The sequence below is a fragment of the Mesorhizobium sp. B2-4-13 genome, from assembly GCF_006658535.1.
Taxonomy (GTDB): Bacteria; Pseudomonadota; Alphaproteobacteria; order Rhizobiales; family Rhizobiaceae; genus Mesorhizobium; species Mesorhizobium australicum.
The window spans coordinates 1-24,688 of record NZ_VFVB01000018.1; the positions used below are offsets into that span (position 1 = coordinate 1).

The window sequence follows — 24,688 nt, forward strand, 5'->3', positions numbered from 1 at the left end:
TCAGGGGCGGGTCGCTTCAACATGACCCAGTGAATCAAAAACCCCCGGCAAAAGCCAGGGGTTTGTCAGCAGTCTGAGGGCCGCCGGAGCGGCCCTTTTCTACGAGCGGGATATTTCGGCGACGACGAGCTCCGCCAGCTCGCCGAACGGCCTGGTGAAGATGTCCTCGAGTTCGGGCCGGAAGCCGAACGCGGCCTCGATGCGGCCGGCGAGCACCGGCGCCATCAGCGAGTCGCCGCCAAGATCGAGGAAATGATCCAGCGGCCCCACGGCATCGCATTTCAGGATCTTCTCCGCTTGTTCGAGGATCAAGCTTTCAACCGCGAACCGATCCACACTCAGCATACCGTCCATTCCTCGTACCTCCTTGGAAGTGTCCTCAACCGTCCACGGCATCCGCGCCGGCCAATTCCGGTTGCACGCGTTCCTGCCAGATCCGGTCCTTGTATTCGGCATCGTCGAGGATCGGTTGTGGCGGCGCCAGGATGCGCGCGACATGGGCGCTGGAATCGTCCACAAAAAGATCGCGGCCGATGGCCGAGACGAGCTGCGGTATGCCGTGACGCATGCCGCTGACCTCGCCGGGATTGCGGCCGTTGCTGAGCGTGGCGCCGGCGCTGAAGAAATGGATGTTGCGGAGGAACGGCGCGGTGCCCGGCTCTTTCTCGGCGAAAGCGAAGCCCGGCGACAGATAAGGATAGCGCGACAGCTCGGCATTCTCCTCGCCGGGTTCCGGCCGGTAGCGATCGCGCCACAGCGCGATCCGTTCGACAAGGCCTGCCAGTTCCGGCCGTGCAGTGAGATCGACGCTGTAGCCTGTGCCGGCAATGACGAAGTCGAACCGAAGCCCACTGTCGCGGCCGGCCAGCTTGAGGCGGACGGCGCCGCTGTCGAGGCTGAGCGCGGGATCGCGCGCGCCGAGATGGAGGTAAAAATTCTCGAACTTCCGCACCCGGCGCACGGTATCCGGCACCGGGCCCTGCGCGCGGCGGCAAAGCACGCTCATAATGCGCCAGCGATCGCGGTCGGGCAGCTCGCGGAAATGCTCGACGGAGCCGGGATAGTAGAGCTTGCGCATCAGCGAGTAGCGCTCGATGTCGTCATGCCGGCAGAAAAGATGCACGTCGGCGGCTCCGCTTTCGAGCGCGACGGCGGCGGCGTCGAAAGCCGCCGACGCGGCGCCGAAGATCGCGATCCGGCGGCCTTTCAGCGGCTCGAAATCGATCTGCGCTTCGGCATGGGCGTAGAGAGGAGCAGGCAGCGTCGACCTGATGAAGGCCGGCATGTTGGTGCTGCCGCTGCCGGCGAAGCCGGTGGCCAGAACCAGCTTGCGGCAGGTCTCCTCGACAGGGCGGCCGGCAACAGAGAGGCGAAGCCGCAAACCACCTTCGACAGGATCGACGCCTTCAAGGCGGGTCTGGAATCGGATACTGACGCCGGTCGCCGCGCGATACCATTTGAGATAGGCGGCCCAGTCGAGGCGCGGAATGAAGGCCAGGCTCGCGAAGGCCGCCTCGCCGTGACGCGCCTCGTACCAGGCCTGGAAGCCGAGCTCGGGTATACCAAGCTCCGGTCCGGGCAGCAGCTTGGGCGAGCGCAGCGAATTCATGCGCGCCGTCGTCAGCCAGACACCCTCCCTGCCCTCGTCGGCGGCGTCGATCACGCTCGTCCCGGCAATGCCCGCACGCCGCAGCGCGAAGGCGATCGCAGCACCTGATTGGCCGCCGCCAACCACGACCACGTCATGGTCGATGCCTGAGCGCTCCGGCACCCAATTGTCGGGCCGCGCGCCATGCAGCCGCAAGGCGCGCGCGACTGCTTCGTCGTGCTTGGCAGTCGAAGCGGCGCGCGCTGTCGCCGACAGGTTGTTTTGCGCACGAATATCGGGCTCGCTCCGCATCGATCCTCCTCGCCGACCCGTCCTCGTCCTGGTCTCAGCCCGCAGAGCGAGCCGAGACGAAAGACAGTCCAACACCGGGCTTGCCGCGATTATTACACTAATATATTAGAACCATGCAAGGCGCCGATGGCGGAAGACGCCGGCTCGCAAGGGAGGAGAGGCGAGATGTTCAACGACGTTGTGCGAAACGACAACCAGTCCTTCCTGCTCGAAGGCATCCAGCAGGCCTACTGGGTCGGCCAGAGTGGCGCGATCGAGCTCAGCACGCCGGCGCGCTACTATGTCGAAGCGGACATTCCGGCGGTTCTCGGCGACGGCCTGACGCGGGCCTTGGCGAGGCTGGTCGAGCGGCACGACATGCTGCGCGCCGTCATCCATCCCTCCGGCACTCAGGAGATCCTGCGCGACGTCGGTCCCTATGAGATCGTCATCGAGGATCTGCGCACCCTTCCCGATGCCGAGCGCGCATGGCGGCTGGATACGCTTCGCGGCGAGATGAGCGAAGCGGAGATACCGTCCGACACATGGCCGCAATTCGACATTCGCGCGACGCGCAGCGACGACGGGCTGCGCCTGCATATGCGCTTCGCGCTGTGGATGATGGATGGCTGGAGCTTCCGCATACTGCTGCAGGAATTGCTGGCGCTGAGCGCCGACCCGGCCGCCCGCCTGCCGCCGATCGAGATGTCGTTCGCCGACTATGTCGAAGCACAGAACGCGGCGCGGCAAGGACCGCGCCGGCAAAAGGCCTGGGATTATTGGCAGCCCCGGCTTGCCGACTTTCCCGGACCGCCGGCCTTGCCGCTGACCCGGTGGCCCGGCGACGGGCAACGGCCCCGCTTCCGTCATGTCAGCCGCACCTTCACAGCCACCGAATGGAAGAAAATCGTCGACATCTGCGCCAAATCGCGCGTCACGCCCAGCCTGCTCGGCTGCGCCGTCTATGCCGACGTGCTGGCGCGCTATGCCGGCAGCCAGCATTTTGCCATCACCGTGCTTCACTCGGGACGGTTCCAGCATCTGCCGCGCTCGGCCAATGTCTTCGGCAATTTCGGCACCACAATCCTGCTCGAAGTCGACGCCTCGCGCGAACGTTCCTTCCTCGACCGGACGAAAGCCATGCAGCGCCAATTCTGGCGCGATTGCGAGCGCATCGAAGTGAGCGGCCTCGACGTCACCCGCGCCATGCAACAGCGCGCCGGCAGCGGCCCCGGCGTCAGCATCCCGGTGACCTTCACGACAGTCACACCGACTGCCGAACCCGATGATCGGCCTCGCGCACGCATCGATCACACATCGGCCCGTCTCGACGTGCCGCAGGTCTATCTCGATCACCAGATGCATGTCTTCGAAGACGGCTCAGTGATCTTCAACTGGGACTATGTCGAGCAGATTTTTCCGGCCGGCTTCGTCGAGGAACTTTGCGACGCGCATCACCGCCTGATGTCTCGCCTGGCGAATGACGATTCGCTCTGGCACGAGAGGGAACCGGCGGCAGGAGACTGCCCCGCGCCGGTACGCGCCGAGATCCCTCATGCCGAATTCCAGCGCCTGGAGCAAAGCTTCGAGCAACAGGCGGTTCGCCATCCGGACCGGCTGGCGGTGATCGCCGGCGAACGGCGCATGAGCTACGGCGAATTGCGGCGGCGCGCGCTGGGCATCGCGCGCATGTTGCGTGCACGGAACGTACAGCCTGGACAGTTGGTGGCGGTGTCGATGGGCAAGGGCTGGGAACAGGTCGCCGCCGTGCTCGGCATCCTCTATGCCGGCGCCGCCTATGTGCCGATCGACCCGGAGCTTCCGCAAGAGCGCCGCAACCTGCTTTTTTCCGGCAGCGGCGCGACCATCGCGCTGACGCAGCAAAGCCTCGACAGCTCGCTCGCCTGGCCAGCCGGGCTTGAGCGGATGGCCGTCGACGCGCTCGCCGATCAAGAGACCGATGCGATCGTGTCAGCCGACGGCACGACGGCCGACCTCGCCTATGTGATCTTCACCTCCGGCTCCACGGGCATGCCCAAGGGCGTGATGATCGACCATCGCGGCGCGGCCAACACGATAGCCGATCTCAATGCCCGCTATGGGGTGAACCACGACGACAAGGTGCTGGCGCTTTCGTCGCTGAGCTTCGACCTTTCGGTCTACGACATTTTTGGCACGCTGGCCGCCGGCGGCGCGATCGTCATGCCGGACGCGACGCGGGCCAAGGAGGCCTCGCACTGGCGCGACCTGGTGCAAGAGCATGGCGTGACGATCTGGAACTCGGTTCCGGCGCTGATGCAGCTTGCCGTCGAGGGCACGCATGGCGCGATCATGCCGTCGCTGCGGCTGGTCATGCTCAGCGGCGACTGGATCCCGCTCAACATGCCGGAACGCATCCGTCCGGCCGCGCCCAATGCGGCGATCTTCAGCCTCGGCGGCGCCACCGAGGCATCGATCTGGTCGATCCTCTATCCCATCGGCAGGATCGATCCGGAATGGCGCTCCATCCCATACGGGCATGCCATGGAGCATCAGTCGATCCATGTGCTGGACGGCGATCTCGCTGTCTGCCCGCCCTGGGTTCCGGGCGACCTCTATATCGGCGGCATCGGCGTCGCGCTCGGCTACTGGCGCGATGAGGCCAAGACCGCGACGAGCTTTATAACCCATCCGGTGACCGGCGAGCGCCTGTACCGTACCGGCGACCTGGGCCGCTATCTCGGCGACGGCGAGATCGAGTTCCTCGGACGCAAGGATTTCCAGGTCAAGATCCAGGGTTTCAGGGTCGAGTGCGCGGAGGTCGAGGCTGCGCTGCTGGCCGGGACGGAGGTCGGGGCAACCGTCGTCTCGGCCGCCACCGACAGCGCCGGAACACGCCATCTGGTTGCCTATGTCGTGGCCAAGGACCAGCAGCGCGGGCTGGACACGGCAGCCTTGCGGGAGCGGCTGCGCGCGACGCTGCCCGCCTATATGGTGCCGACCTTCTTCCTTCCGCTCGACAGGCTGCCGCTCAGCGACAATGGCAAGGTCGTGCGCTCGGCTTTGCCCAAGCCTGACTTCGGTTCGCGCGAAAGCGTCGAGCGCGCCTACGCGCCGCCACGCGCAGGTCTCGAAGAGGGCGTCGCGGAACTGTGGCGCGATGTGCTCGCTATTTCCGACATCGGCCGCGAGGACAATTTCTTCGCGCTCGGCGGCTCCTCCTTCGCCGGCATGCGATTAATGGCAAGGCTTGAGGAGCGGTTTGCGCAGCGCGTCTCGTTCCCGACTTTGATCGCACACCCGACGGTGGCCGGCCTGGCCGCGGTGCTGCGTGACGGCGGCAGCGCACATGAGGCGCGGCTGGCGATCCCGATCCGTGCCGGCAACGACGACCCCGCCCTGTTTTGCGTCCACCCGATCGGCGGCAATGTCATGTGCTACGCCGCGCTCGCCCAGGCGCTGCCGCCCGGACGTGCCGTCTATGGCATCCGCGCATCGGGACTTACCTCGGAGGCGGAGGCGACGCTCGCTTCGATCGACGCTATGGCGGAGCGCTATATCGACGAAATAAGATCAATCCAGCCCGACGGCCCCTATCATCTGCTGGGCTGGTCGCTCGGCGGCCTGGTCGTGCAGGAGATGGCGCGGCGCCTTGCGGCGGACGGAGAGACGCTGGGTGTCGTCGCGATGATCGACAGCGCGGTGCCAGAGCGTCGCGCGGCCGATGAGCAGCAACCCGGACCCTTCCGGCGTTTCGTCGCTGATCTCGCGGCATCAGCAAACCTTGCCCTCGACAGTCGTCCTGAAGAGCTGGACAGATTGTCAGAGGAGGAGCGTATCGCCTGGCTGGCACGGCAATTGGAACGGAGCGGGATGCCGACCGGCAATGCCGCGCTCAAGGCGGTACACGATGTCTTCCAGGCAGGCTCCAAAGCCCTCGATGCGCACCGTCCCCGGTCGACGGATGTCGCCTTGCTGTTGTTTGCCGCGGCACAGCGCGACGACCTCATGCGAGTGCGGGAAGAATGGCGCGATCTGCTCGCCGGCATCGAGATCATCGAGATGGACGCCGACCACTACACGATCATGCGCGCGCCGGTGATCGATGCGATCGCCATGCGGATCGCCGGCATCATGACGAAGGCAGAGAATGGAACGCATGCAGCTTCGCCGAAGACCGCCACCAAGGCGGCAGCCGATTCCGGTCACTCAATCCAGCCTTGAGGCAATGGCCAGGGACCGGCTCCTTCCGGTCTGGAGCAGACCGGCGCCTTTGACAGCGCGGCAGCGATCAATCCCGATTGATGACGCGCGTCTGCCTTGCGTTCAAACTCAGCTGTCCACCCGCTGGGGCAGCCGCGACACCGACAATGTGCTCCTCGGTCGGTCGCAGGGTCCTCAACCGCCAGCGCGCAGGGTCGTCATCGATGGCGCCGGCGAAGGACATGGTCGGCGGAGACGACGCGATATCCAGGCAGATCTCTTGCACCGGCAGCGACAATCCCATGCCGCGAGCCTTCACATAGGCCTCCTTCAGCGTCCAATGCGCGAAGAAGAATTCCGGCTGCAGGTCGCGCGGCAGCTTGGCGAAACGCTCCTTCTCCACTGGGGCAAGCACGACCGGCGCCAGTTCGTCGAGACCGGCATCGCGGTCGCGGCGCTCGACGTCGACCCCGATCTCCTCGATGGCTCCGACCACGCAGGCGACCAGACCGCGCGTGTGCGAGAGATTGAAATGCAGGTTGGCGACGCCGAGCTCGGGATCGAGGAATGGACGCTCGTTCCGGTTGGCGAGAAAACGCCAATCCTGCGGCGCGATGTTCCGGTAGCGCGAGAGCGTCGTGCGCACGAGGCCGCGTCCGGCCAGGTATTGAAGTCCGGCATCCCGAGACTTGAACGCCTCATAGCGTTGCCGTTCGAGCGGGCTCGACAACCGCAGGCAGGCAGCCTGTTCCTCTTCCGTGAAGTCCTCGAGCCTCGCATACCAGAGATCGATGCGGTTCGGGTCCGCGGTTTCCTTCGTCATCGCCGATCCCGCAGGCGCCAAACGTCGACCAGTTCCTGCGCGCCGGGCTCGCGTTGTTCCGCAATCCATCGACGATAGAAAGGCTGAAGAAATTCCATGCGCGTGTTCATGTTTCCCGGACAGGGATCACAGTTCAAGGGGATGGGCAAGGACCTGTTCGACACGAGTGCGATGTTTGGACCGCTCGAAAGCCGGATCGATCGCATCGCCGGATTTTCAGTTCGCCAGATGTGTCTCGAGGGCGACGAGGAGACGCTGAGGCGCACCGAGGTGACCCAGCCTTGCCTCTACGTCGTCAACGCCCTCCACCACGAAAAGCTTGTCGCCGCTGGTGTGGCGCCGCACTGGCTGGTTGGCCATAGCCTCGGTGAGTACAACGCCCTGCAGGCGGCCGGCGCCTTCGATCTGCTCAATGGCCTGCGCATGGTGGTGCGACGCGGGCAGATCATGGCGGGGATGCGAGCGGGCGGGATGGCGGCGGTGATCGGTCTTGCCGTCGACGCGATCCGCGAAACGCTCGCGAGACACGGCTTCGACCAACTCGACATCGCCAACCTCAACACGCCGGAGCAGATCGTGATTGCCGGTCCCACAAGCGATATCGAAAAGGCCGAAGGAGCGATGATCGGCGCTGGTGCTGCGGCCTTTATCAAACTGCCCGTGGGCGCCGCATTCCATTCGCGCGCCATGGCGCCGGCGGCCGAGATGTTCGACGATTTCCTGCGCGACTTTTCCTTCCGGCCGCTGCGCAAGACCGTGATCTCCAATGTCACCGCCCGTCCCTATCCGGATGAGAGCGATCCCGAGACGGCGATCCGCTTGCTGCTGGTCCGGCAGCTGAAGTCGATGGTGCTGTGGGAGCCATCGATCGGCTATCTCAAGGCCCGCGGCGCGACGGAATTCGTCGAGGTGGGACCGGGATCGGTGTTGACGAGAATGGCGGCCAAAATACCTGCTCTCCAACAGAGCGGACGCGCCGCCTGAGAGCCGCGATAATGCAAGCTCGAGAGGAAAGCGGGCCATGATCATCGATGCCCATCATCACCTGTGGCAGACCGCGCGCGGTGACTATCACTGGATGCAAGGCGCGCCCGATATCCTGCTGCGCGATTATGGACCTGAAGACATGGCGCCGCTGCTGAAGCGCTTTGGCGTCGGCCGCACCATCGTCGTCCAGGCGGCTGAGACGCGCGCCGAGAGCGATTTCCTGCTCGAGCTTGCGGCGCGCACCGACTTCATCGCCGGTGTCGTCGGCTGGCTCGACATGGAGGCCGACGATTTCGCCGACCAGCTTCGCCTCTACCGCGACAGACCGAAATTCGTCGGCATCCGGCCGATGCTGCAGGACCTCAAGGACGATGCCTGGATCCTGCGGCCGACCGTGCTGCGCAACCTCGGCAGGATCGCTGACAGCGGCGTCGCCTTCGATTTCCTGACCTTCCCCCGGCACCTCGCCCATATCGCCACGGCGCTTGAAAAGGTCCCGACATTGCGGGCCGTGATCGACCACATCTCGAAGCCGCCGATCGCAAACGGCGCGCTCGATCCGTGGCGGGACGCGATCGCGCACGTCGCCGCATTCGACAATGTCCACTGCAAGCTATCGGGCATGATCACCGAGGCCGATGCATCGGCGTGGACGGTCGCCGATCTCGAGCCTTACGTGCATCATGTGGTGGCTTGTTTCGGGGCGGATCGGCTAATGTTCGGGAGCGATTGGCCGGTCTGCCGGATCTCCGGCGAGTATGGCGACGTGCTGGCCGCCACCATGCTCAGCCTGCCCGCCGAACTGCGCGGCGACACCCGGATATTCTCGACCAACGCATCGCGATTCTACCGGGTCTGATCCTCACCTCTGCCTGGCGATGACCATCATGTAAAATTCCGATCATTCATCGTTGCGGATACTATTATATTAGTGTAACTCAGCCGAAAGCATAAAGTTCCACCGCGACGGGCATCCGAAGCAAGGGATGCTCAGGCGCGGCGTGATTTTCGAATGACGGGAGGAGCCGTCTTCGATCAAGGCGGCTTGAAGAGGATACAATGCAACAGGCGATCTCTGAAACCCTCGTCCAGATCGCGCGGGACAGGGCCTCGCGGCTGGGCGACAAGGTGGCCTACGCGAACCTAAGGGATGGCAAGGAAGAGCAGAGGCGGATCAGCTACCGGCAACTCGATGAATCCTGCCGGCTCATCGGGGCCGCACTGCAGCGCCGGAATGCCGCTGGAGAGCGTGTTTTGCTCCTGTTTCCGCAAGGCGCCGAATTCGTGCTCGGCTTCTTCGGCACGCTCTATGGCGGCGCCATCGCGGTGCCGGCGCACACGCCCAAACCCAACAAGCGAAGCTGGGCGACATTCGAAGCGATCGTGGCCGACTGCAAGCCGCGCTTCATCCTCACCTGCCACGCCATCCGCGACAACATCGTGGCATGGTCGAAACCCTATCCGACGGTCAGCACTCTTGAGCTTCTGTGTGTCGAAGACCTCGAAAAGGAAAGCAGCGTGGACGATTGGGACGCGGCGGCCGAAGCCAGGACCGACATCGCTTTCCTGCAATACACGTCCGGCTCGACCAGCACGCCGAAGGGCGTGATGGTGAGCCACGCCAACCTCATCCACAATGCGCGTCTCACCGCTCGCCATATGGGCCATGACGAAGACACCGTGATCGTCAGCTGGCTGCCGCTGTTCCACGATCTTGGACTGATCGGCATCGTCATCCAGACGCTCTATGTCGGCGCCACCTGCTACATGATGAGCCCGGCCGCCTTCAGCGGCAATCCGGCGCTTTGGCTGCAGGCGATCAGCCGCTACCGCGCGACGTCGAGCATGTCGTCCGACTTCGGCTATCGGCTGTGCGTCAAGTCGATACGGCCGGAACAACTCGAAGGCGTCGACCTCTCCTCATGGCGCAACGCGCTCAACGCCGCCGAGCCCATCCACGCCTCGACGCTTGCCAGCTTCCAGGAAAAATTCGCACCCTTCGGTTTTGCCGAAGACGCTTTCTTTCCGGCCTATGGCCTCGCCGAGGCTACGCTGCTCAGCACCACGTCGCGGGTCGGCGAAAAGCCGGTCGTCGCCAAGGTGGACAAGGCGGCGCTGGCGCGCGGCATCTTCATTCCCACCGAGGACGCGGATGCGGTGGAACTGGTCAGCTCGGGACGCCCGGCCGACGACATGGAGGTGGCCATCATCGATCCCGAGACGCAGTCGCGCTGCGCGGACGGCGCGATCGGTGAGGTGTGGGTGCGCGGCGCAAGCATCGCGCGCGGCTATTGGCAGGCGCCCGACGCCAGCCGGCAGACTTTTGCGCAGAGCCCGGCCGAGGCGACCGAGCCGCACTTCCTGCGCACCGGTGATCTTGGCTTCCTGTGGAACAAGGAACTGTTCATCGCCGGACGGCTCAAGGACCTGATCATCTCGCGCGGGCGCAACATCTACCCGCAGGATATCGAGCTCACCGTCAAGGACAGCCATCCGGCGTTTCGCACCGTCAATGGGGCCGCCTTTTCGGTCGAACGCGACGACGGCGAAACGATCGTCGTCGTGCATGAGATCGAGCGCACGGCGCGCAACGCGATCGATCTCGCCGAGCTTGAAAAGACCGTACGCAGCGCGGTCTGGCAGGAGCATGACGCCAGCCTCGCCGAGATCGTCTTCATCCCGCCGGCTTCACTGCCGAAGACGACCAGCGGCAAGGTGCAGCGGCGGCTGACCAAGGCGCTGTATCTGTCCGGCGAATTGCCACTGCTCAAGCCGCGCGTGCCTGACAAGGAGCCGGCGATGGCAGCGCCCGCCGAAATGTCCTTCCCGCAAAACCACACCTTCAAGGCCGGCGAGTTGCAGCAGCGCATCCTCGCCGAAGCTCGGGCGCTGGTCGGCTCAGGCGCGGCCACCGAACCGACCGACAGTTTCGGCGCCATCGGCATCGATTCCGTCATGGCGGCGCAACTGGCGGTCAGACTGAACGACCTGCTTAGCTTGACCTTGGAGCCGACGATCTTCTGGCAATACCAGACACCGCAGCTCCTCGCCCGACACCTTGCGCCAGAGCCGGCGACCGATGCCGGCGCACAGCGCCCGACAACCCGCTCGAAGGACGAACTGCTGCGCGCCTTGAAGGTGGCGCTCGGCGAGCCGGTGCTGGAAAAGCAGGAGTAGCCGATGGCCGAGGCAGCACGTTTTGCAGGCGCCCATCCAGGCGCGACACGGCAGGACCAGCCACCCAGCGAAGCCGAAAAGCACTGGCGCGAACCCATCGCCATCATCGGCATGGACGCTCGTCTCCCCGGATCGCCGACCCTGGCGGACTATTGGGACAATCTGGCGGCATGCAGCGACTGCGTCGGGCCTGTTCCGGAGGGACTGCATTCCGACCGAGCCGCACGGCGGCAGCCCGGCATCGCCGAGGGCGGTTTCATCGAGGACGTAGATGCCTTCGACGCCGCCTTCTTCGGCATATCGCCCGACGAGGCGCGGCTCATGGACCCGCTGCAGCGCATAGCGCTGGAATCGGCCTGGCATTGCATCGAGGACGCCGGCTATCGCGCGACGGATCTGGCGCGCGGGCGCACGGGCGTGTTCCTCGCCACCGGCAAGTCCGACTACGAAGAACTGCTCTACCGCAGCGACATCGCGCCCGACAAGGAATTGGCGACGGGCGTGGCGAGCGCGGTGATGGCCAATCGCATATCGTTCGCGCTTGGGCTGACCGGCCCGAGCCTGGCCATCGATTCCGCCTGCTCCGGTTCACTGGCGGCGCTGCATATAGCGGCTCAGGCAATCCGCGCCGGCGACTGCACGAGCGCGATCGTGGGCGCCGCCAACCTCATCCTCGCTCCGACCTTGTCGCGCTCGCTGAAAGCGGAAGGAGCGCTGAGCCCGGATTGCCGGACACGGAGTTTCGATGCTGCCGGCAACGGCTATGCGCGCGGCGAAGGCGTGGTCACGCTCCTGCTCAAGACGCATGCGCAGGCCCTGGCCGACGGCGACAACATCTATGGCCTGCTGATCGGCTCGGCGATCAGCCATGGCGGCCGCGCCAACTGGCTGACGGCGCCGAACCCGACGGCGCAAAAGCAGCTCATCGCCACGACGTGGCAACGGGCCGGCATCGACCCGCGCACGGTGACCTATATCGAAGCCCACGGCACCGGCACACCGCTTGGCGACCCGATCGAATTCAATGCCATCCGCATGGCGTATGAGGAGCTCGCCGGTCGCGGCGAAAGTATTGCGCACCGCTGCGGCGTCGGTTCGGCAAAGGCCAGCATCGGCCATCTGGAAGCGGCATCGGGGCTCGCCGGCGTGGTCAAAGTGCTCTTGGCGATGAAGCATGCCTGCCTGCCCGGCAGTCCACAGCTGCGGACGGTCAACCCGATGTGCAAGACGCAAGGCACGCCCTTCCATTTCGTGCAAAGCACTGAGCCCTGGGAACGCTTGCACGACCACGACCGAACCCCGCTGCCTTTCCGCGCCGGCGTGAGCGCCTTCGGCTTCGGCGGCGCCTGTGGCCATGTCGTGATCGAGGAAAGTCCGCCTCGTCAGCAAGGCGCTTCAGCCGTGGACGTAGCGCCGGTGTTGCCGATCCTGCCGATCTCGGCAAGGGACGCCGAGACGCTGAAGCGCATGGCCAGCCGCCTGCGGCTGCACATAGAGCGCGCACAGGACCGCGGCGCGGCGAACGCGCGGCCGGATCTGGAAGACTTCCTCTACACGTTCCAGATCGGACGCACGCCCTTGCCGACGCGCGTCGCTATCCTCGCACGGGATTGGCATGGCCTTGCCGCGTCGCTCGCCAATTTCGTCGCCGGCCGCGACGACCCGGATGTGATCGCCCGGCCCGAGACGGCAGCCCCGGCCGTCCGCGACGAGATGGAGGAGCTGTCTTTCCGTTTCGCCCGCGAATGGGTGAGCGCGGCGAAAGTGGACTTCGCCGGCCTCTACGGCGTTGGGCAGCGGCGCCGGGTTTCGGCTCCAGGCTATTGTTTCGCGCGTACCCGCTTCTGGTTCACCGACCCGAAGACGTCCGAAATGCGTCTGCAGGCTGCGGGATCGTAACGGCGCGAGAATGCCCAGCGGCGGACAGCGATGTTGAAGGTAACAGCATGAATTCCCAGACGACCAGTCCCGCGGCCGACAAGACGCTAGACGTGCTGCAAGCCCTGCTGGCGCTTGCCGGCGATATCCTGGAGACCGATCCGTCGAGGATCGACCCGGACGAGCCGCTCGGTCATCTCGGTTTCGACTCCGCTTCGCTAAAGCTGTTCGCGGCCCGGTTGTCGCAACGCTTCGGCACGCAGATTGACACCGTCCTGCTGTTCACCTACCCGGCGCTCACCCTGCTCAGCGACTACATCACCGAGCAGGGCCTCGAGACCATCGACCTGCAAGAGCCTGCGCCCGCCCGTGCCGAACAATCCAGCCGCAATGTCGCCTCTAACCGCGACATCGCCATCATCGGCATCGCCTGCCGGCTGCCGGGGGCCGCGACCAAGGAGGAATTCTGGCGCAACCAGACGGCGCGGCGCAACGCGATCCGCGAAATCCCAAAGCGGCGATGGGATTGGGGGACAGTGTTCGGTGACCCCTTGCGCGAGGCCGGACGCACCGATGTCAAATGGGGCGGCTTCATCGAGGGCGAAGACCAGTTCGCGCCGGAATTTTTCGGCATCTCCGTCTACGAAGCCGAATTCATGGATCCGCAGCACCGACTGTTCCTGAAGGCCGCGTGGGAAGCGATCTGGGACGCCGGTCATGATCCCGGCGCACTCGCCGGACGCCAGGTGGGCGTGTTTGCCGGCGTGCAATTCCAGGACTACCAGAAGCTGCTCGACGCCGACGGACTGCTGAGCGCGCAGGCCTGCACCGGCAACGCGCATGCCATGCTCGCCAACCGGGTATCGTTTATGCTCGATGTGCACGGGCCGAGCGAGGCGATCGACACGGCCTGTTCCAGCAGCCTGGTCGCCATCCATAATGCGGTCAGGGCAATACGGCTCGGCGAATGTGAGCTTGCCATAGCCGGCGGTGTCAACCTCTTGCTGACGCCCGACCTCTTCATCATGGGCCGCCAGCTCGGCGTGCTGTCCCCCACCGGGCAGTGCCGCACCTTCGACGCCGGCGCGGACGGCTATGTGCGGGGCGAAGGCATCGGCGCGCTGCTTCTGAAGCCGCTCAACGATGCGATCCGGGACCGGGACCATATTCATGCGGTGATCAAGGGAACCGCGGTCAACCATGGCGGCAAGGCGGCGTCGCTGACCGCGCCCAACAGCCGGGCGCAGGCCGATCTGATGACGCGGGCGTTGAACGATGCAGGCCTGACGCCCGATGACATCGCCTATGTCGAGATGCATGGCACCGGTACCGAGCTTGGCGACCCGATCGAGGTTGAAGGCGTCAAAAGCGCTTTCCGCAAGCTGCGGGCCGAGCACGGTCTTTCGCCTTCGCCCTGCACCATCGGTTCGGTGAAGACGAATATCGGCCATCTCGAGCCGGCGGCCGGCGTCGCCGGCGTCATCAACGCTGCAATGGCGATCGCAAATCGGACCTTGCCCGGCCTTTCCAATTTCCGCGACCGAAACCCGCATATCCAGCTGGACGAGGGATTTGCGATCCAGGCGGAAACCGGCGCGTGGCCCGAAAAGCAAGCCCAGGGGCCGCTCGGCGCCCTGGTGAACTCGTTCGGCTTCGGTGGCGCGAACGCGTCGGCGGTGCTGCAGGAGCATCGGCCTGCAACACGTGCGTTTCAGGCCGCAGAGCTTGTCTATGTTCCCTTGAGCGCCGGGACGCCCGAGCAATTGCGAAGCTATGCCAGGGCGCTCGCCGATGCGATTGCCGTGCTGCCGCCGCAAGATGGCGCACTCACCATGCGCGACATTGCCTTCACGCTGCAAAGCCGCAACGAAGGGCGCGCCGAACGCGCCGTCGTGGGCGCCGCCTCGCTGGCGGGGCTGATCGAGGGACTTCAGGCAATCGCCGCCGGCGACGCGCTTCCCACAAGCGTCATCGTGGCCGGTTCGGGCCGTCCGGCAACCGGCTGTCCGGAGCATGTCATGCGGTGGCTTGACCACGGCCGGGCGCAATGGCCGGACATCTTAGGCGCGAGACGCTGCTCGCTGCCCATTCCTGCCTGGCCGGACAGGACTTGCTGGTTCAAGCCCAGAATGATCGATGCGCATTCGAACGAACTCCCGGCGCAGATGACCTATCTTGAGCCGTTCTGGCGAAAGGCCGAAACCGGCGCCGCGCGCAAGCTCGACGGCAAATGCATCTGGATTGTCGGACGCAGTGAGGAACAGACGGCAGATTTCGAAGCGCTGCTGCGTTCGACCTTGCCTGGCAAAGCGACTTTGATTACGTCGCTGATCGGACCCGGCAACGCGCCTCAGCCATCTCTCGCGACCTGGAACATCGCCGGCGACGAGCCCGACATTGTGGTGGTTCTACCGGCTTCCGTCGGAGAACGCGCCGGCGAACAAGATGAAACGGCTGTCCTCTTCAGCCTGGCGAAGACGCTGATGGAGCACGCCTTCAACAGCGAGGTCGACCTGTTCTTCCTGGCACGTGAGGATTTCGGCGTTTCGCCGGCGTTCGACGCCTTGCCAGCGCTGGCCAAATCCGCCTTTCTGGAAAACGAGCGCCTGCGGCTGCACACGCTGTTTGTCGGCAGCCGCGGCGACGGAGACTGGCGCACGCTTGCGGCGCGCGAGATCGCGCGCGATCCATCTGCGACACCGGCCACGATCCGTTTCGAAGGCGCGCGCGCGGTACGCGGCCTGCGCGAGATCAAGCTTGAGCAATCCGGCCGCGACCGCTGCTGGTTCGGAAAGGACGGCGTCTATTTGTTTGCAGGCGGCGCCGGCGAGCTGGGATATAGGCTGGTAGAAAGGCTGGTCGCGGAAATCGACGCGACATTCATCCTATGCGGGCGCTCGCCGCTCGGCGGGCAAGTCGCGCAGCGCCTCGAGGCGTTACGGCACAAGGCGGGCAGCCGCGTCGATTACATTCAGTGCGACATCGCCGATGCCCGGCAGACACGCGCCATGGTAGACGCGATCATGCAAGGCCACGGTCGTCTCGACGGCGTGGTGAACATGGTCACCGCCCATAACGACGCCTACCTTTTCCGCAAGAGCTGGGATGAGTTTGTGGCCGTCAGCGCTGCAAAGGTCGAGGGCACGGTCAACCTCGATCGGGCGACGGCGCATATCAGCGTCGACTTTTTCGTCGTGTTCTCGTCGCTGGCGTCGCTGGGTCTCGCCGGTGGCAGCGATTATGCTTATGGCTGTGCCTTCCAGAACGCCTTCGCAGACTGGCGCGGCAGAGCCGTGGCGGCCGGGCAAAGACACGGCGCCAGCCACGCCATCAGCTGGTCGCGCTGGCAGTGGGACAAATACGTCACCGCTGGTTTCGACGACTGGTTCGCGTCGATAGGCTATGCGTTCCTCGACATCGATACCGGGCTCAACGCCTGGCGCGCGATGATGCAGAGCGCGGGTACTGAAATATTCGCCCTCAGTGGTTGGCCGGATCGCATCTTCGGCCATCTCGATATCGAGGCCGGACTGCTTCGTTCGACCCAGGCGGCGGACAAGACCAGGATAGTGAAGGATGTGCCGCGCGAACCTGACCCGAGGGACGCTGCCGTCACCCTGGCATCGGATCACACGAAGCGTGCCATGCCACCTCGGCAGAGCAGCGCCGCCGTGGCGCCGCTCGCCGGCGCGGCCGGCGGACTTCAAGATGTCCTGGCGGAAATCGTCCGCGACCTCCTCAAGTTGGACGCGCTCGATCCGCAGACCCCCTTCCCCAGCCTCGGCCTCGATTCCGTCATGGCAATCCGGCTGATCGTTCTAATCGAACAAAGGCTGTCGAAGCGTCTGACACCGAAGGAATTGCTGCAACATCCGTCGGTGGCCGCTTTGGCCGACTACATGCTTTCGGCCGAACCAGGGAGCGTAAATCCGGACCTCTCGCCTCCCGAGGAACTGGACGCCATCGCGACGTATCTGGCGTCGAGCCTGAAACGGATGCTGCGGACCGACGAGATCGCGGCCGACGCCAGGTTTGGGCAGCTCGGCGTGGATTCAATCATCGCCGTCAAGCTGGCCTCGGAGTTCGACAAGCGCTTTGCGATCGGCATCTCCCCGCGCTGGTTCATCGACTTTCCGTCCGTAGACCGCATGGCGCATGAGATCGAAAAACGTCGGTCCGTCAGGCAATGAGGCGCAAGGTAGTGCCACCCAAAGCCGATTGATGCCTCGACGGGTTCATTCGCCGGTCCGACTGGGTCTATAAAGGGCAACGCGCCGGTCCGGCGGCCAATCGCCGGTCAGGCACAACAGGAAGCGATCGGATGCCAGAACTGCCTTTTACATCGTCGAGCCCCGGGGTCTGGCGGGATGCGCCGTGGCATCGCTCCTGGTTGAAGAAACAGGCCGATATCCTGTTCGATCTTTTCGATCCGGTTGCCATAAATCCGCAGGGCGGGTTCTTCGATCTCGACCCGACGGGCAAGCCGCTGCCGGGCAGCGCCGTCAGGCAGATCCACACCACCGCACGAGCCGTCCATTGCTACGTCATCGCCAGCCTACTCGGCCGGCCCGGAAGCGACCGGATGATCGATCACGGCATGCGCTATCTCTGGCAGTCGCATCGCGATGCAGAGCATGGCGGCTATATGTGGTCGCTCGACGACGGGGGACCGAGGGACGCGAGCAAACAGGGCTACGGCCACGCCTTCGTGCTGCTAGCGGCATCGAGCGCCAAGTTGGTGGGCCATCCTTTGGCAGACCGCCTGCTGGCCGACGTGACGACGATTCTCAACGACCGTTTCTGGGAAGAACAGCATGGCGCCATAACGGAAGAGTTCGAGCGCGACTGGAGGCCCGTGCGCGGCTACCGCGGCCAGAATTCCAACATGCATCTGACCGAGGCGTTGATGGCGGCCTATGAGGCGACCGCCGATCAGGACTATCTGCACAAGGCGGAGCGCATCGCGGATCTGATCATCAACCGCCGTGCCCGAGAATGCGATTTTCGCGTCGCGGAGCATTTCGACGAGCAATGGACGATCGACCGCTTCTATAAGGCCGTCAACGAGATGTTTCGCCCGTCAGGGACAACACCCGGTCACTGGCTGGAATGGACCAGGCTGATCCTGCAATTATGGGTGCTGGGCGGCAAGAAACAGGATTGGATGCCGGAGGCTGCGGAGACGCTGTTCCGGCGCTCAGTGGAATTGGGATGGGACGAAGCCAAGGGCGGCTTCTTCTACACGCTGGACTGGGCCGACAAGCCGGCATTCCGGTTCAAGCCCTGGTGGCCGATCGCCGAGGCGGCGGGCGCGGCCTCCTTCCTGGTCGAGCACCGCCCGAGCGCCTTCCATGAAGAATGGTACCGGCGCATCTGGAACACCATCGCCGAGGCCTATATAGACCGCGAAAATGGCGGATGGTTTGAGGAGCTGGATGAGGGATTGCAGCCGGCGCATTCGCTGTTTGTCGGCAAGGCCGACTTGTACCACGCACTGCAGGCTTGCCTGATACCGCTCTATCCGGCGCAAGGGAGCCTAACGAACGTGATAAGCAAACGACATGACGCTCTCTCAACCAGGATTTCTTAGCGGGTACCGCAACTTGCTATGCCGATCAGGCCGAGCGCGATGAACTGCGTATCGAGTTGATCAGCAAAGAAGCCCTAAACCTTCGGCGATAGGCGAGTTTCTGACCGGAACAGCGTCCAGTTCTCGAGACATTGTCACGAAGGATGCCACGCTCTACAGGAAGCGCGGCCACCGCATGTCACGGACGCAAGGGCCACAGCGACGGTGCCCGCCAGAAAGATGCGGCCGGGACCCTGGTCGTCTTCGGTCGCAGCGCTAAGCGCAGCGGCAAAGACCTCGAGCGTGGGCAGAAGAATCCGAGCTTCGAATACCTTGCCCCGCGTGGCGAGACCAATCGTCGATATACGCTCGCCAGTCTGAGCCTGCAGCGGTCGATACCATTAGAATAATCACGCCGGAAAGCATCTGAAGCGCCAGATACCGATCCGGTTGCACGTCGACTGTCTGCTTGCAGGGCTAGTATGGGCTGCCGCAGGGGGCCACCTGGCGCGCAAAGTTGGGGTTCACACAGCAAGCGGTCTTTTGGACCTATGACTCCTCTCAAAGCTGCGCGTCGGCAATATTTCGTACATGTTTCGTACATATATGTTGACGAGTGGGTGACCCTCAACGTAGCGTTGAACTGCTGGGCGGAACGCCTGTGCGCAACTCAATCTCACGGGAGGACTGCACGATGAATTTTCGAGCCCGATCTGTCGCCATTGGCCTGGCCTGCATCGCCTATGCCACGATTGTTGGATCCGTGCTGCCGGCCGCGGCGGAAACGACGAAGGAACGCGTATTGAGAGAGGGCAGGATCGTGATCGGCATCCACAACCGCTCGCCATGGGGCTACAAGCAGGAAGGAACCGGCGAGTTGCTCGGCTGGCATCCGGACCTGCTCAGAGCTGCGTTCGCCGACCTCGGCGTCAAGCGGGTCGATTTCCAGGTCACCGAGTTCGGCGCGTTGATCCCTGGCTTGATGGCCGGGCGTTTCGATGCCGTGGCGTCCGGCTTGTCGATAACGCCGCCGCGATGCCAGCAGGTCGCCTTCGGCGCTCCCGACCTGAGGCAGGACGACGCGGCGATCGTACTCGCCGGCAACCCCAAGGCGATCCATAGCTATGCGGATCTTGCCAAGAAATCCGACTCCATCATGGGCGGCGGCCGCGGCAGCAACGTCATCCAGAACGCCATCGCCGAGGGCGTCCCTCAGGATCGTATCCTGCAGTTTCCCGACATCGAGACCAACCTCGCGGCCCTGCGCGCCGGCCGCATCGACGCCGCGGTATTTTCTTCCCCGACGGTGATCGGGATGCTGGCCGGCAAAAAGAGCCCCGATCTGGAACGCGCCAACCCATTCACGACCGACGAGAAGTCGATCAGCTACGTCGCGATCGCGTTCAGGAAGGATGATGGTGACCTGCGCGACGTTTACAATCAAGGGCTGGCCAAGGTCATGTCCAACGGCACGATTGCCACCATCATGGCGAAGTACGGATTTGGCCCCACGGAAAACGTGCCGCCGGGATTGACGACCTCGCAGTTGTGCGGAGCCGCCAACTGACCCGATCAGCAGCAAAAGCCGTCCAGCATCAACACGACTGGGTGGCTCGCCGCGCGAGCTCGCGCGGCGGCCTCTGTGCCCCGACAGGCTCTCACATCACTGTCGTTCAGGATCGCTGGACGGCGCGATGTCTTCGGGGATTTCTTGCCGCAAGCTCGGCCCCTTGGCCAGGCGCCTGCCAAGCGCGGAAATGAACGCTTCATAGCGCTCGCTTGCCTTTGCGCGCGCTGCCTGGGCCATCGGCTCCGGCAACGCCGGCGTGGTGGCCAGCCAGAAGCGAATGAATACCGCGTGCGTTTCAACCGAGATGCCGACATCGCGCTCCAACCGCGCGATCCGGCGGTCGATCCGGTCGAGACGCCTGGAGATCGCCGCCTCGAGTTGCGTGTCGGCATCCGGAGAGAGGAAGGAGGCGATCGCCGCTTCAGCGATGAGCGACTGCGAGCGATCGCGCCGGGCGGCATATTCGACCAGCAATGCCATCACGGCAGGGTCGAGATACACGGAAATCTGGACCTTTTTCTTGCTTCTCGTCACGACCGTCACAGCTCCATGCCGTCGTCCGGGTCGAGCGCGATCTGACGCGCCATGCCCCGCACAAGGCGAGTTATCCGGCTGCTGCTCGCGGCGAGATCATCCGCCTCGTCAGGCGCTTCGATCTCGAACTCGTTGACGGGCGGCAGCTCCGCCGCGGCCGGGAGAAGAGGATCGAGCTCGGGCTGACGTCGCAATTCGGACTCGGTCGATTCCTCCTGGACTTTCGTTACGGCAGTTGCGGCAGCCATACCCGGTGGCGGGAGCGGCAACGCAAGTGCTGTCCAATCGTCTGGCTCCGGCTCGGCTCGAGCCGTGACAGCCGGTGGCGGCAGAATGCGCTCCCGCAACCGCGGGTCTTCGAAATAGCGCGCCTTCTTCGCCCGGATCGGCGGCGTGCCCGCCAGCATGACGATCTCGTCGCCTGCCGGCAACTGCATGATCTCGCCGGGCGTCAGCAACGGCCGCGCCGTCTCCGAGCGCGAAACCATGAGATGACCGAGCCAGGGCGAGAGCCGGTGACCGGCATAGTTCTTCATCGCCTTCAGCTCGGTTGCCGTGCCCAGGGCATCGGAAACACGCTTGGCGGTACGCTCGTCATTGGTCGCGAAGCTGACGCGTACATGGCAGTTGTCCAGAATAGAATTGTTCGGCCCGTAGGCCTTCTCGATCTGGTTGAGGGACTGCGCGATCAGGAAACTTTTCAAGCCATAGCCGGCCATGAAAGCGAGCGCGGATTCGAAGAAGTCGAGCCGTCCGAGCGCTGGAAACTCGTCAAGCATCAGAAGCAATCGATGGCGATCCGCCCTCGCCTGCAGATCCTCGGTCAGACGGCGGCCGATCTGGTTGAGGATGAGACGGATCAGCGGCTTGGTGCGACTGATGTCGGAGGGTGGAACAACGAGGTAGAGCGTCGCCGGACGACGATCGGCGACCAGGTCGGCGATGCGCCAGCCGCATGCGCGCGTCACCTCCGCCACCACCGGATCGCGATAGAGCCCAAGAAAGGACATCGCGGTCGAGAGCACGCCGGAGCGTTCGTTGTCGGACTTGTTCAACAACTCACGGGCGGCGCTGGCGATGACGGGATGCGGACCGCCCTCCCCCAGATGCGGCGTCGTCATCATCGCGGCCAAGGTCGATTCGATCGGCCGCTTCGGATCGGACAGGAATGCCGCTACGCCGGCAAGCGTCTTGTCCGGTCCGGCATAGAGCACATGCAGGATCGCGCCGACCAGGAGCGCGTGACTCGTCTTTTCCCAGTGGTTGCGCCGTTCAAGCGAGCCTTCGGGGTCGACCAGGATGTCGGCGATGTTTTGCACGTCGCGGACTTCCCATTCACCGCGGCGGACCTCGAGCAAAGGGTTGTAAGCGTCCGACCTGGCATTGGTCGGATCAAACAGCAGCACCCGGCCGTGGCGGGCGCGGAAGCCGGCGGTCAGACCCCAGTTCTCGCCCTTGATGTCATGGACGATCGCCGAGCCAGGCCAGGTCAGCAGCGACGGCACAACAAGGCCGACACCCTTTCCCGAACGCGTCGGCGCAAAGCAAAGCACATGCTCGGGCCCGTCGTGGCGCAGATAGTGATTTCCATAGCGCCCCAGCACCACGCCGTCGGGGGCAAGCAGGCCTGCCGCCTGCACCTCGCTCCTGTCGGCCCAGCGCGCGGAGCCATAGGTCGCGACCTTCGTCGCCTCGCGGGCACGCCACAGCGACATGCCGATCGCCACGGCGATCGCGATGAAGCCGCCCGAGGCAGCAATGAAGCCGCCGCGCACGAAGATGCCGGGCGCGTAGGCATCGTAGAAATACCACCACCAGAAGATGGCAGGCGGATAATAGACTGGCACGCCGCCGATGACGAACCAAGGCGTCCCCAGCCGCTCCTGATAGCCCAGCTGCCAAGCCGACCATTGCGTCGATCCCCAGATCGCGAGGAGCACGATGAGGAAGACCACGACAATCTGTCCCCAAAGGACTTTCGTTCCCGACATTCGTTTCTCCTCGTGCCGAGAGGTCAGCAAGGTTGATGCGAGATTCAACAGCCGGCCCACGCCGATCGTGTCGCGTCGCGTTCCCGGCAAGGAAAACAGGCGATCGGCACTCAAGCTCCGATCCCCCTTGAAAGCGCCTTCACAAGCCGAGGCCGGGCTTGCGGCCGAAACTCCAATCGGCGCCGCCGTCGCCGCGAACGACCCCGGAGACGTGATTGCCGAGATGTCGCTCCAGCGAAGGCGTCCAGGGCACGAGCTGAAATCCGAGACCATCATCGATCATGGCGAAACGGCCGGATGCAAGCGCAAAGCGCTGACTGTAGGTGCCCGAAACCAATTCGCCTTTTCCGGCACGGTTGAATGGCTGGCCGGTCTGGGCCGCGAGCCTGCTCGCGAGCACGTCGAGTTCCCTTCGGCGCAGCGTATCGATCAAGTTTCCGGCAAAGACGGTCCCGCCCGGCCGCCGCTCCGCCAACCCCAGTCCGACCAGGTGCTCGGTGCGCCGATCAAGCGCCTGGCGCACCTCGGCGCCGAAGCCGCCATCGGAAAGCGCCGCCGCAGGACGGGCAAGCGCCTGCCGGTCGAGCCAGGTCGCCCCCTCCGCAACCACCTGTCCGTCGATGTCGAAATCGGAGCGCACGGCAAGCGCCAGCCGCCGGCGTCCCTGGGCGTCCTCGAATTTGCGCAGTTCGACGACCGCGCCTGGCGCCCCGTCACCCGTCGCCTCGAGATCGGCAAGCCGGACGTGATGACAACGTCCGTCGACGCCATCGATGACCGCATAGGCCGTGCCCCTGAGTTCGTCATCCAGTCCGCGCTCGACCAGTCGGCCGATAATCGTCTCGCCAATGGTCTCCGCGGCCAGCACATAGCTGGCGCTCGCGCGTTCGATGTCGCGGACCGAGAATGCGCGATGCATGCGTTTGATGATATCGGCGCGCTCACCCATCTGGCGCAGCGTCGCCTCGGCTCTGTCGCTGAGGATCCACTGGCCGGGACCGAGTTGCTCGGCGAGGCCGAGCGTTTCCAGCCTGCGCAGCCGCCCGATCTTTGGCGCGATGAATTCGTCAGGCTGGCGATCGGCACGTGGCGCGAGATCGATGACGCCGCCATCGCGTGCGTCTCGAAGCAACTGGCGGTCGAGCCCGGTCCACCGCTCGGCCTCGACCTGGCGCTCGACATGCCGGCGGATCTCAAGATCCGACCGGGGGCCAAGCTCCTGCGTGACGAGCTCGCTGGCGCGATCGCGCATGCCGCGGCTGATATAGTCGCGCGAGATCACCAGGTCCTGGCCGTCATCGGCCCGGCCGCGCAGGATGACGTGGACATGCGGATTGTCGGTGTTCCAATGATCGACGGCGATCCAGTCGAGCGTCGTGCCCAGATCCTTCTGCATGCGGCCCATGAGATCACGGGTGAAGGATTTCAGGTCGGACATCTCGACGGCATCCTCCGGCGAGACGATGAAGCGGAAATGATGCCGGTCGTCCTTGCAGCGCCTGACGAAATCCGGGAGCGACGCATCGTCGACCTCCGGTCCGAACATGCGGGCTTTCGCGTCGTCTCGCGTGACCCCCTCCCGGCGCAGATAGTTGAGGTGGGTCGCCAGCGGCGCGCCACGTTTCGAATGGCGAACCACGCGGGTCTTGATCGTGGCGAGCCGGGAGCGGCCGGTGAGGAAGCGATTGGCCTGAAGGCTCGCTGCCCTGCCCCGCCCGAACCGCGAACTGTTGCCCCTCCCGATCCGGCCTGAGCGCGACACGCTGCCGCCAGCTTTTTGCGCCGCCGCAAGCGCCTGGGCGATGAAGGGCCGCGACGATTGGGCTCGCGTCGAGCGAATGCGGCCCGGACGGACGCGGAACTCGTGCTCATCGGACACGGCACCCGTCCTCACCCTGCCATTTGCACAGGCAATACAATAATTTGCATCCTCTCAGCACATTGCGCCAAGGCGCTGCAATGTGCGGGAAGCGGCAAAAAACCCAGCAAATGCAACCAACCGACCGCCGCACAATGTGCGCCCTTTTATCTTGCCGTCCTAATCGGTTGTGCTCTGCGAGACTTGGCATCCATCGTCGTTTCTCCTCAATGCCATGAT

At 64.6% G+C, this 24,688-nt stretch carries 14 protein-coding genes; 8 read left to right on the plus strand and 6 right to left on the minus strand.

Translation table 11 applies throughout. From position 1 onward, the window contains the following. Positions 1–99: 99 nt before the first annotated feature. Both FJ936_RS30685 and FJ936_RS29965 read right to left on the minus strand, forming a co-directional pair. Positions 100–354: an acyl carrier protein gene (locus FJ936_RS30685; protein ID WP_181171196.1), complete on the minus strand. Its 255-nt coding sequence runs from the start codon at positions 352–354 to the stop codon at positions 100–102. A 25-nt stretch (positions 355–379) separates the two neighbouring features. Further along, positions 380–1,900: an NAD(P)/FAD-dependent oxidoreductase gene (locus FJ936_RS29965; protein WP_141907459.1), complete on the minus strand. Its 1,521-nt coding sequence runs from the start codon at positions 1,898–1,900 to the stop codon at positions 380–382. A gap of 165 nt (positions 1,901–2,065) precedes the next feature. On the opposite strand from FJ936_RS29965, the gene FJ936_RS29970 reads away from it, so the two are divergent. Beyond that, positions 2,066–6,082 carry a non-ribosomal peptide synthetase gene (locus FJ936_RS29970; RefSeq protein ID WP_181763209.1) on the plus strand — a complete coding sequence of 1,339 codons (4,017 nt, stop codon included), beginning with the start codon at positions 2,066–2,068 and terminating at the stop codon, positions 6,080–6,082. 67 nt (positions 6,083–6,149) lie between these two features. On the opposite strand, the gene FJ936_RS29975 is transcribed toward FJ936_RS29970, so the two are convergent. After that, complete coding sequence (locus tag FJ936_RS29975) at positions 6,150–6,884, minus strand: 4'-phosphopantetheinyl transferase superfamily protein (RefSeq protein WP_181763210.1); 735 nt, start codon at positions 6,882–6,884, stop codon at positions 6,150–6,152. Between the two features lie 96 nt (positions 6,885–6,980). Between FJ936_RS29975 and fabD the strand changes: the two genes are divergently transcribed. The 7 genes from fabD (at position 6,981) to ehuB (ending at position 20,062) form a co-directional block, all read left to right on the plus strand. Next, complete coding sequence (gene fabD, locus FJ936_RS29980) at positions 6,981–7,868, plus strand: ACP S-malonyltransferase (RefSeq protein ID WP_141907462.1); 888 nt, start codon at positions 6,981–6,983, stop codon at positions 7,866–7,868. Positions 7,869–7,905: 37 nt separating this feature from the next. Then, positions 7,906–8,730 (plus strand): amidohydrolase family protein, encoded by an 825-nt coding sequence (locus FJ936_RS29985; RefSeq protein ID WP_140789479.1) that lies wholly within the window; start codon positions 7,906–7,908, stop codon positions 8,728–8,730. A gap of 200 nt (positions 8,731–8,930) precedes the next feature. Beyond that, positions 8,931–11,048, plus strand: a complete 2,118-nt coding sequence (locus tag FJ936_RS29990) for an AMP-binding protein (RefSeq protein WP_141907463.1) — start codon at positions 8,931–8,933, stop codon at positions 11,046–11,048. 3 nt (positions 11,049–11,051) lie between these two features. Beyond that, complete coding sequence (locus FJ936_RS29995; RefSeq protein ID WP_140789483.1) at positions 11,052–12,947, plus strand: polyketide synthase; 1,896 nt, start codon at positions 11,052–11,054, stop codon at positions 12,945–12,947. A gap of 47 nt (positions 12,948–12,994) precedes the next feature. Continuing rightward, positions 12,995–17,116, plus strand: coding sequence for an SDR family NAD(P)-dependent oxidoreductase (locus FJ936_RS30000; RefSeq protein ID WP_181763211.1), 4,122 nt, complete (start codon positions 12,995–12,997; stop codon positions 17,114–17,116). 131 nt (positions 17,117–17,247) lie between these two features. Beyond that, positions 17,248–18,516, plus strand: coding sequence for an AGE family epimerase/isomerase (locus tag FJ936_RS30005; protein ID WP_141907465.1), 1,269 nt, complete (start codon positions 17,248–17,250; stop codon positions 18,514–18,516). A 673-nt stretch (positions 18,517–19,189) separates the two neighbouring features. After that, positions 19,190–20,062: an ectoine/hydroxyectoine ABC transporter substrate-binding protein EhuB gene (ehuB, locus tag FJ936_RS30010; RefSeq protein WP_140789489.1), complete on the plus strand. Its 873-nt coding sequence runs from the start codon at positions 19,190–19,192 to the stop codon at positions 20,060–20,062. 96 nt (positions 20,063–20,158) lie between these two features. Here the strand turns inward: ehuB and FJ936_RS30015 are convergent, their stop codons facing one another. The 3 genes from FJ936_RS30015 to FJ936_RS30025 form a co-directional block, all read right to left on the minus strand. Then, positions 20,159–20,599 (minus strand): CopG family transcriptional regulator, encoded by a 441-nt coding sequence (locus FJ936_RS30015; RefSeq protein ID WP_141907466.1) that lies wholly within the window; start codon positions 20,597–20,599, stop codon positions 20,159–20,161. Positions 20,600–20,604: 5 nt separating this feature from the next. Beyond that, complete coding sequence (locus FJ936_RS30020; RefSeq protein ID WP_141907467.1) at positions 20,605–22,590, minus strand: conjugal transfer protein TraG; 1,986 nt, start codon at positions 22,588–22,590, stop codon at positions 20,605–20,607. Between the two features lie 139 nt (positions 22,591–22,729). Next, complete coding sequence (locus FJ936_RS30025) at positions 22,730–24,469, minus strand: VirD2 family relaxase/mobilization nuclease (protein ID WP_141907468.1); 1,740 nt, start codon at positions 24,467–24,469, stop codon at positions 22,730–22,732. Positions 24,470–24,688 lie beyond the last annotated feature (219 nt).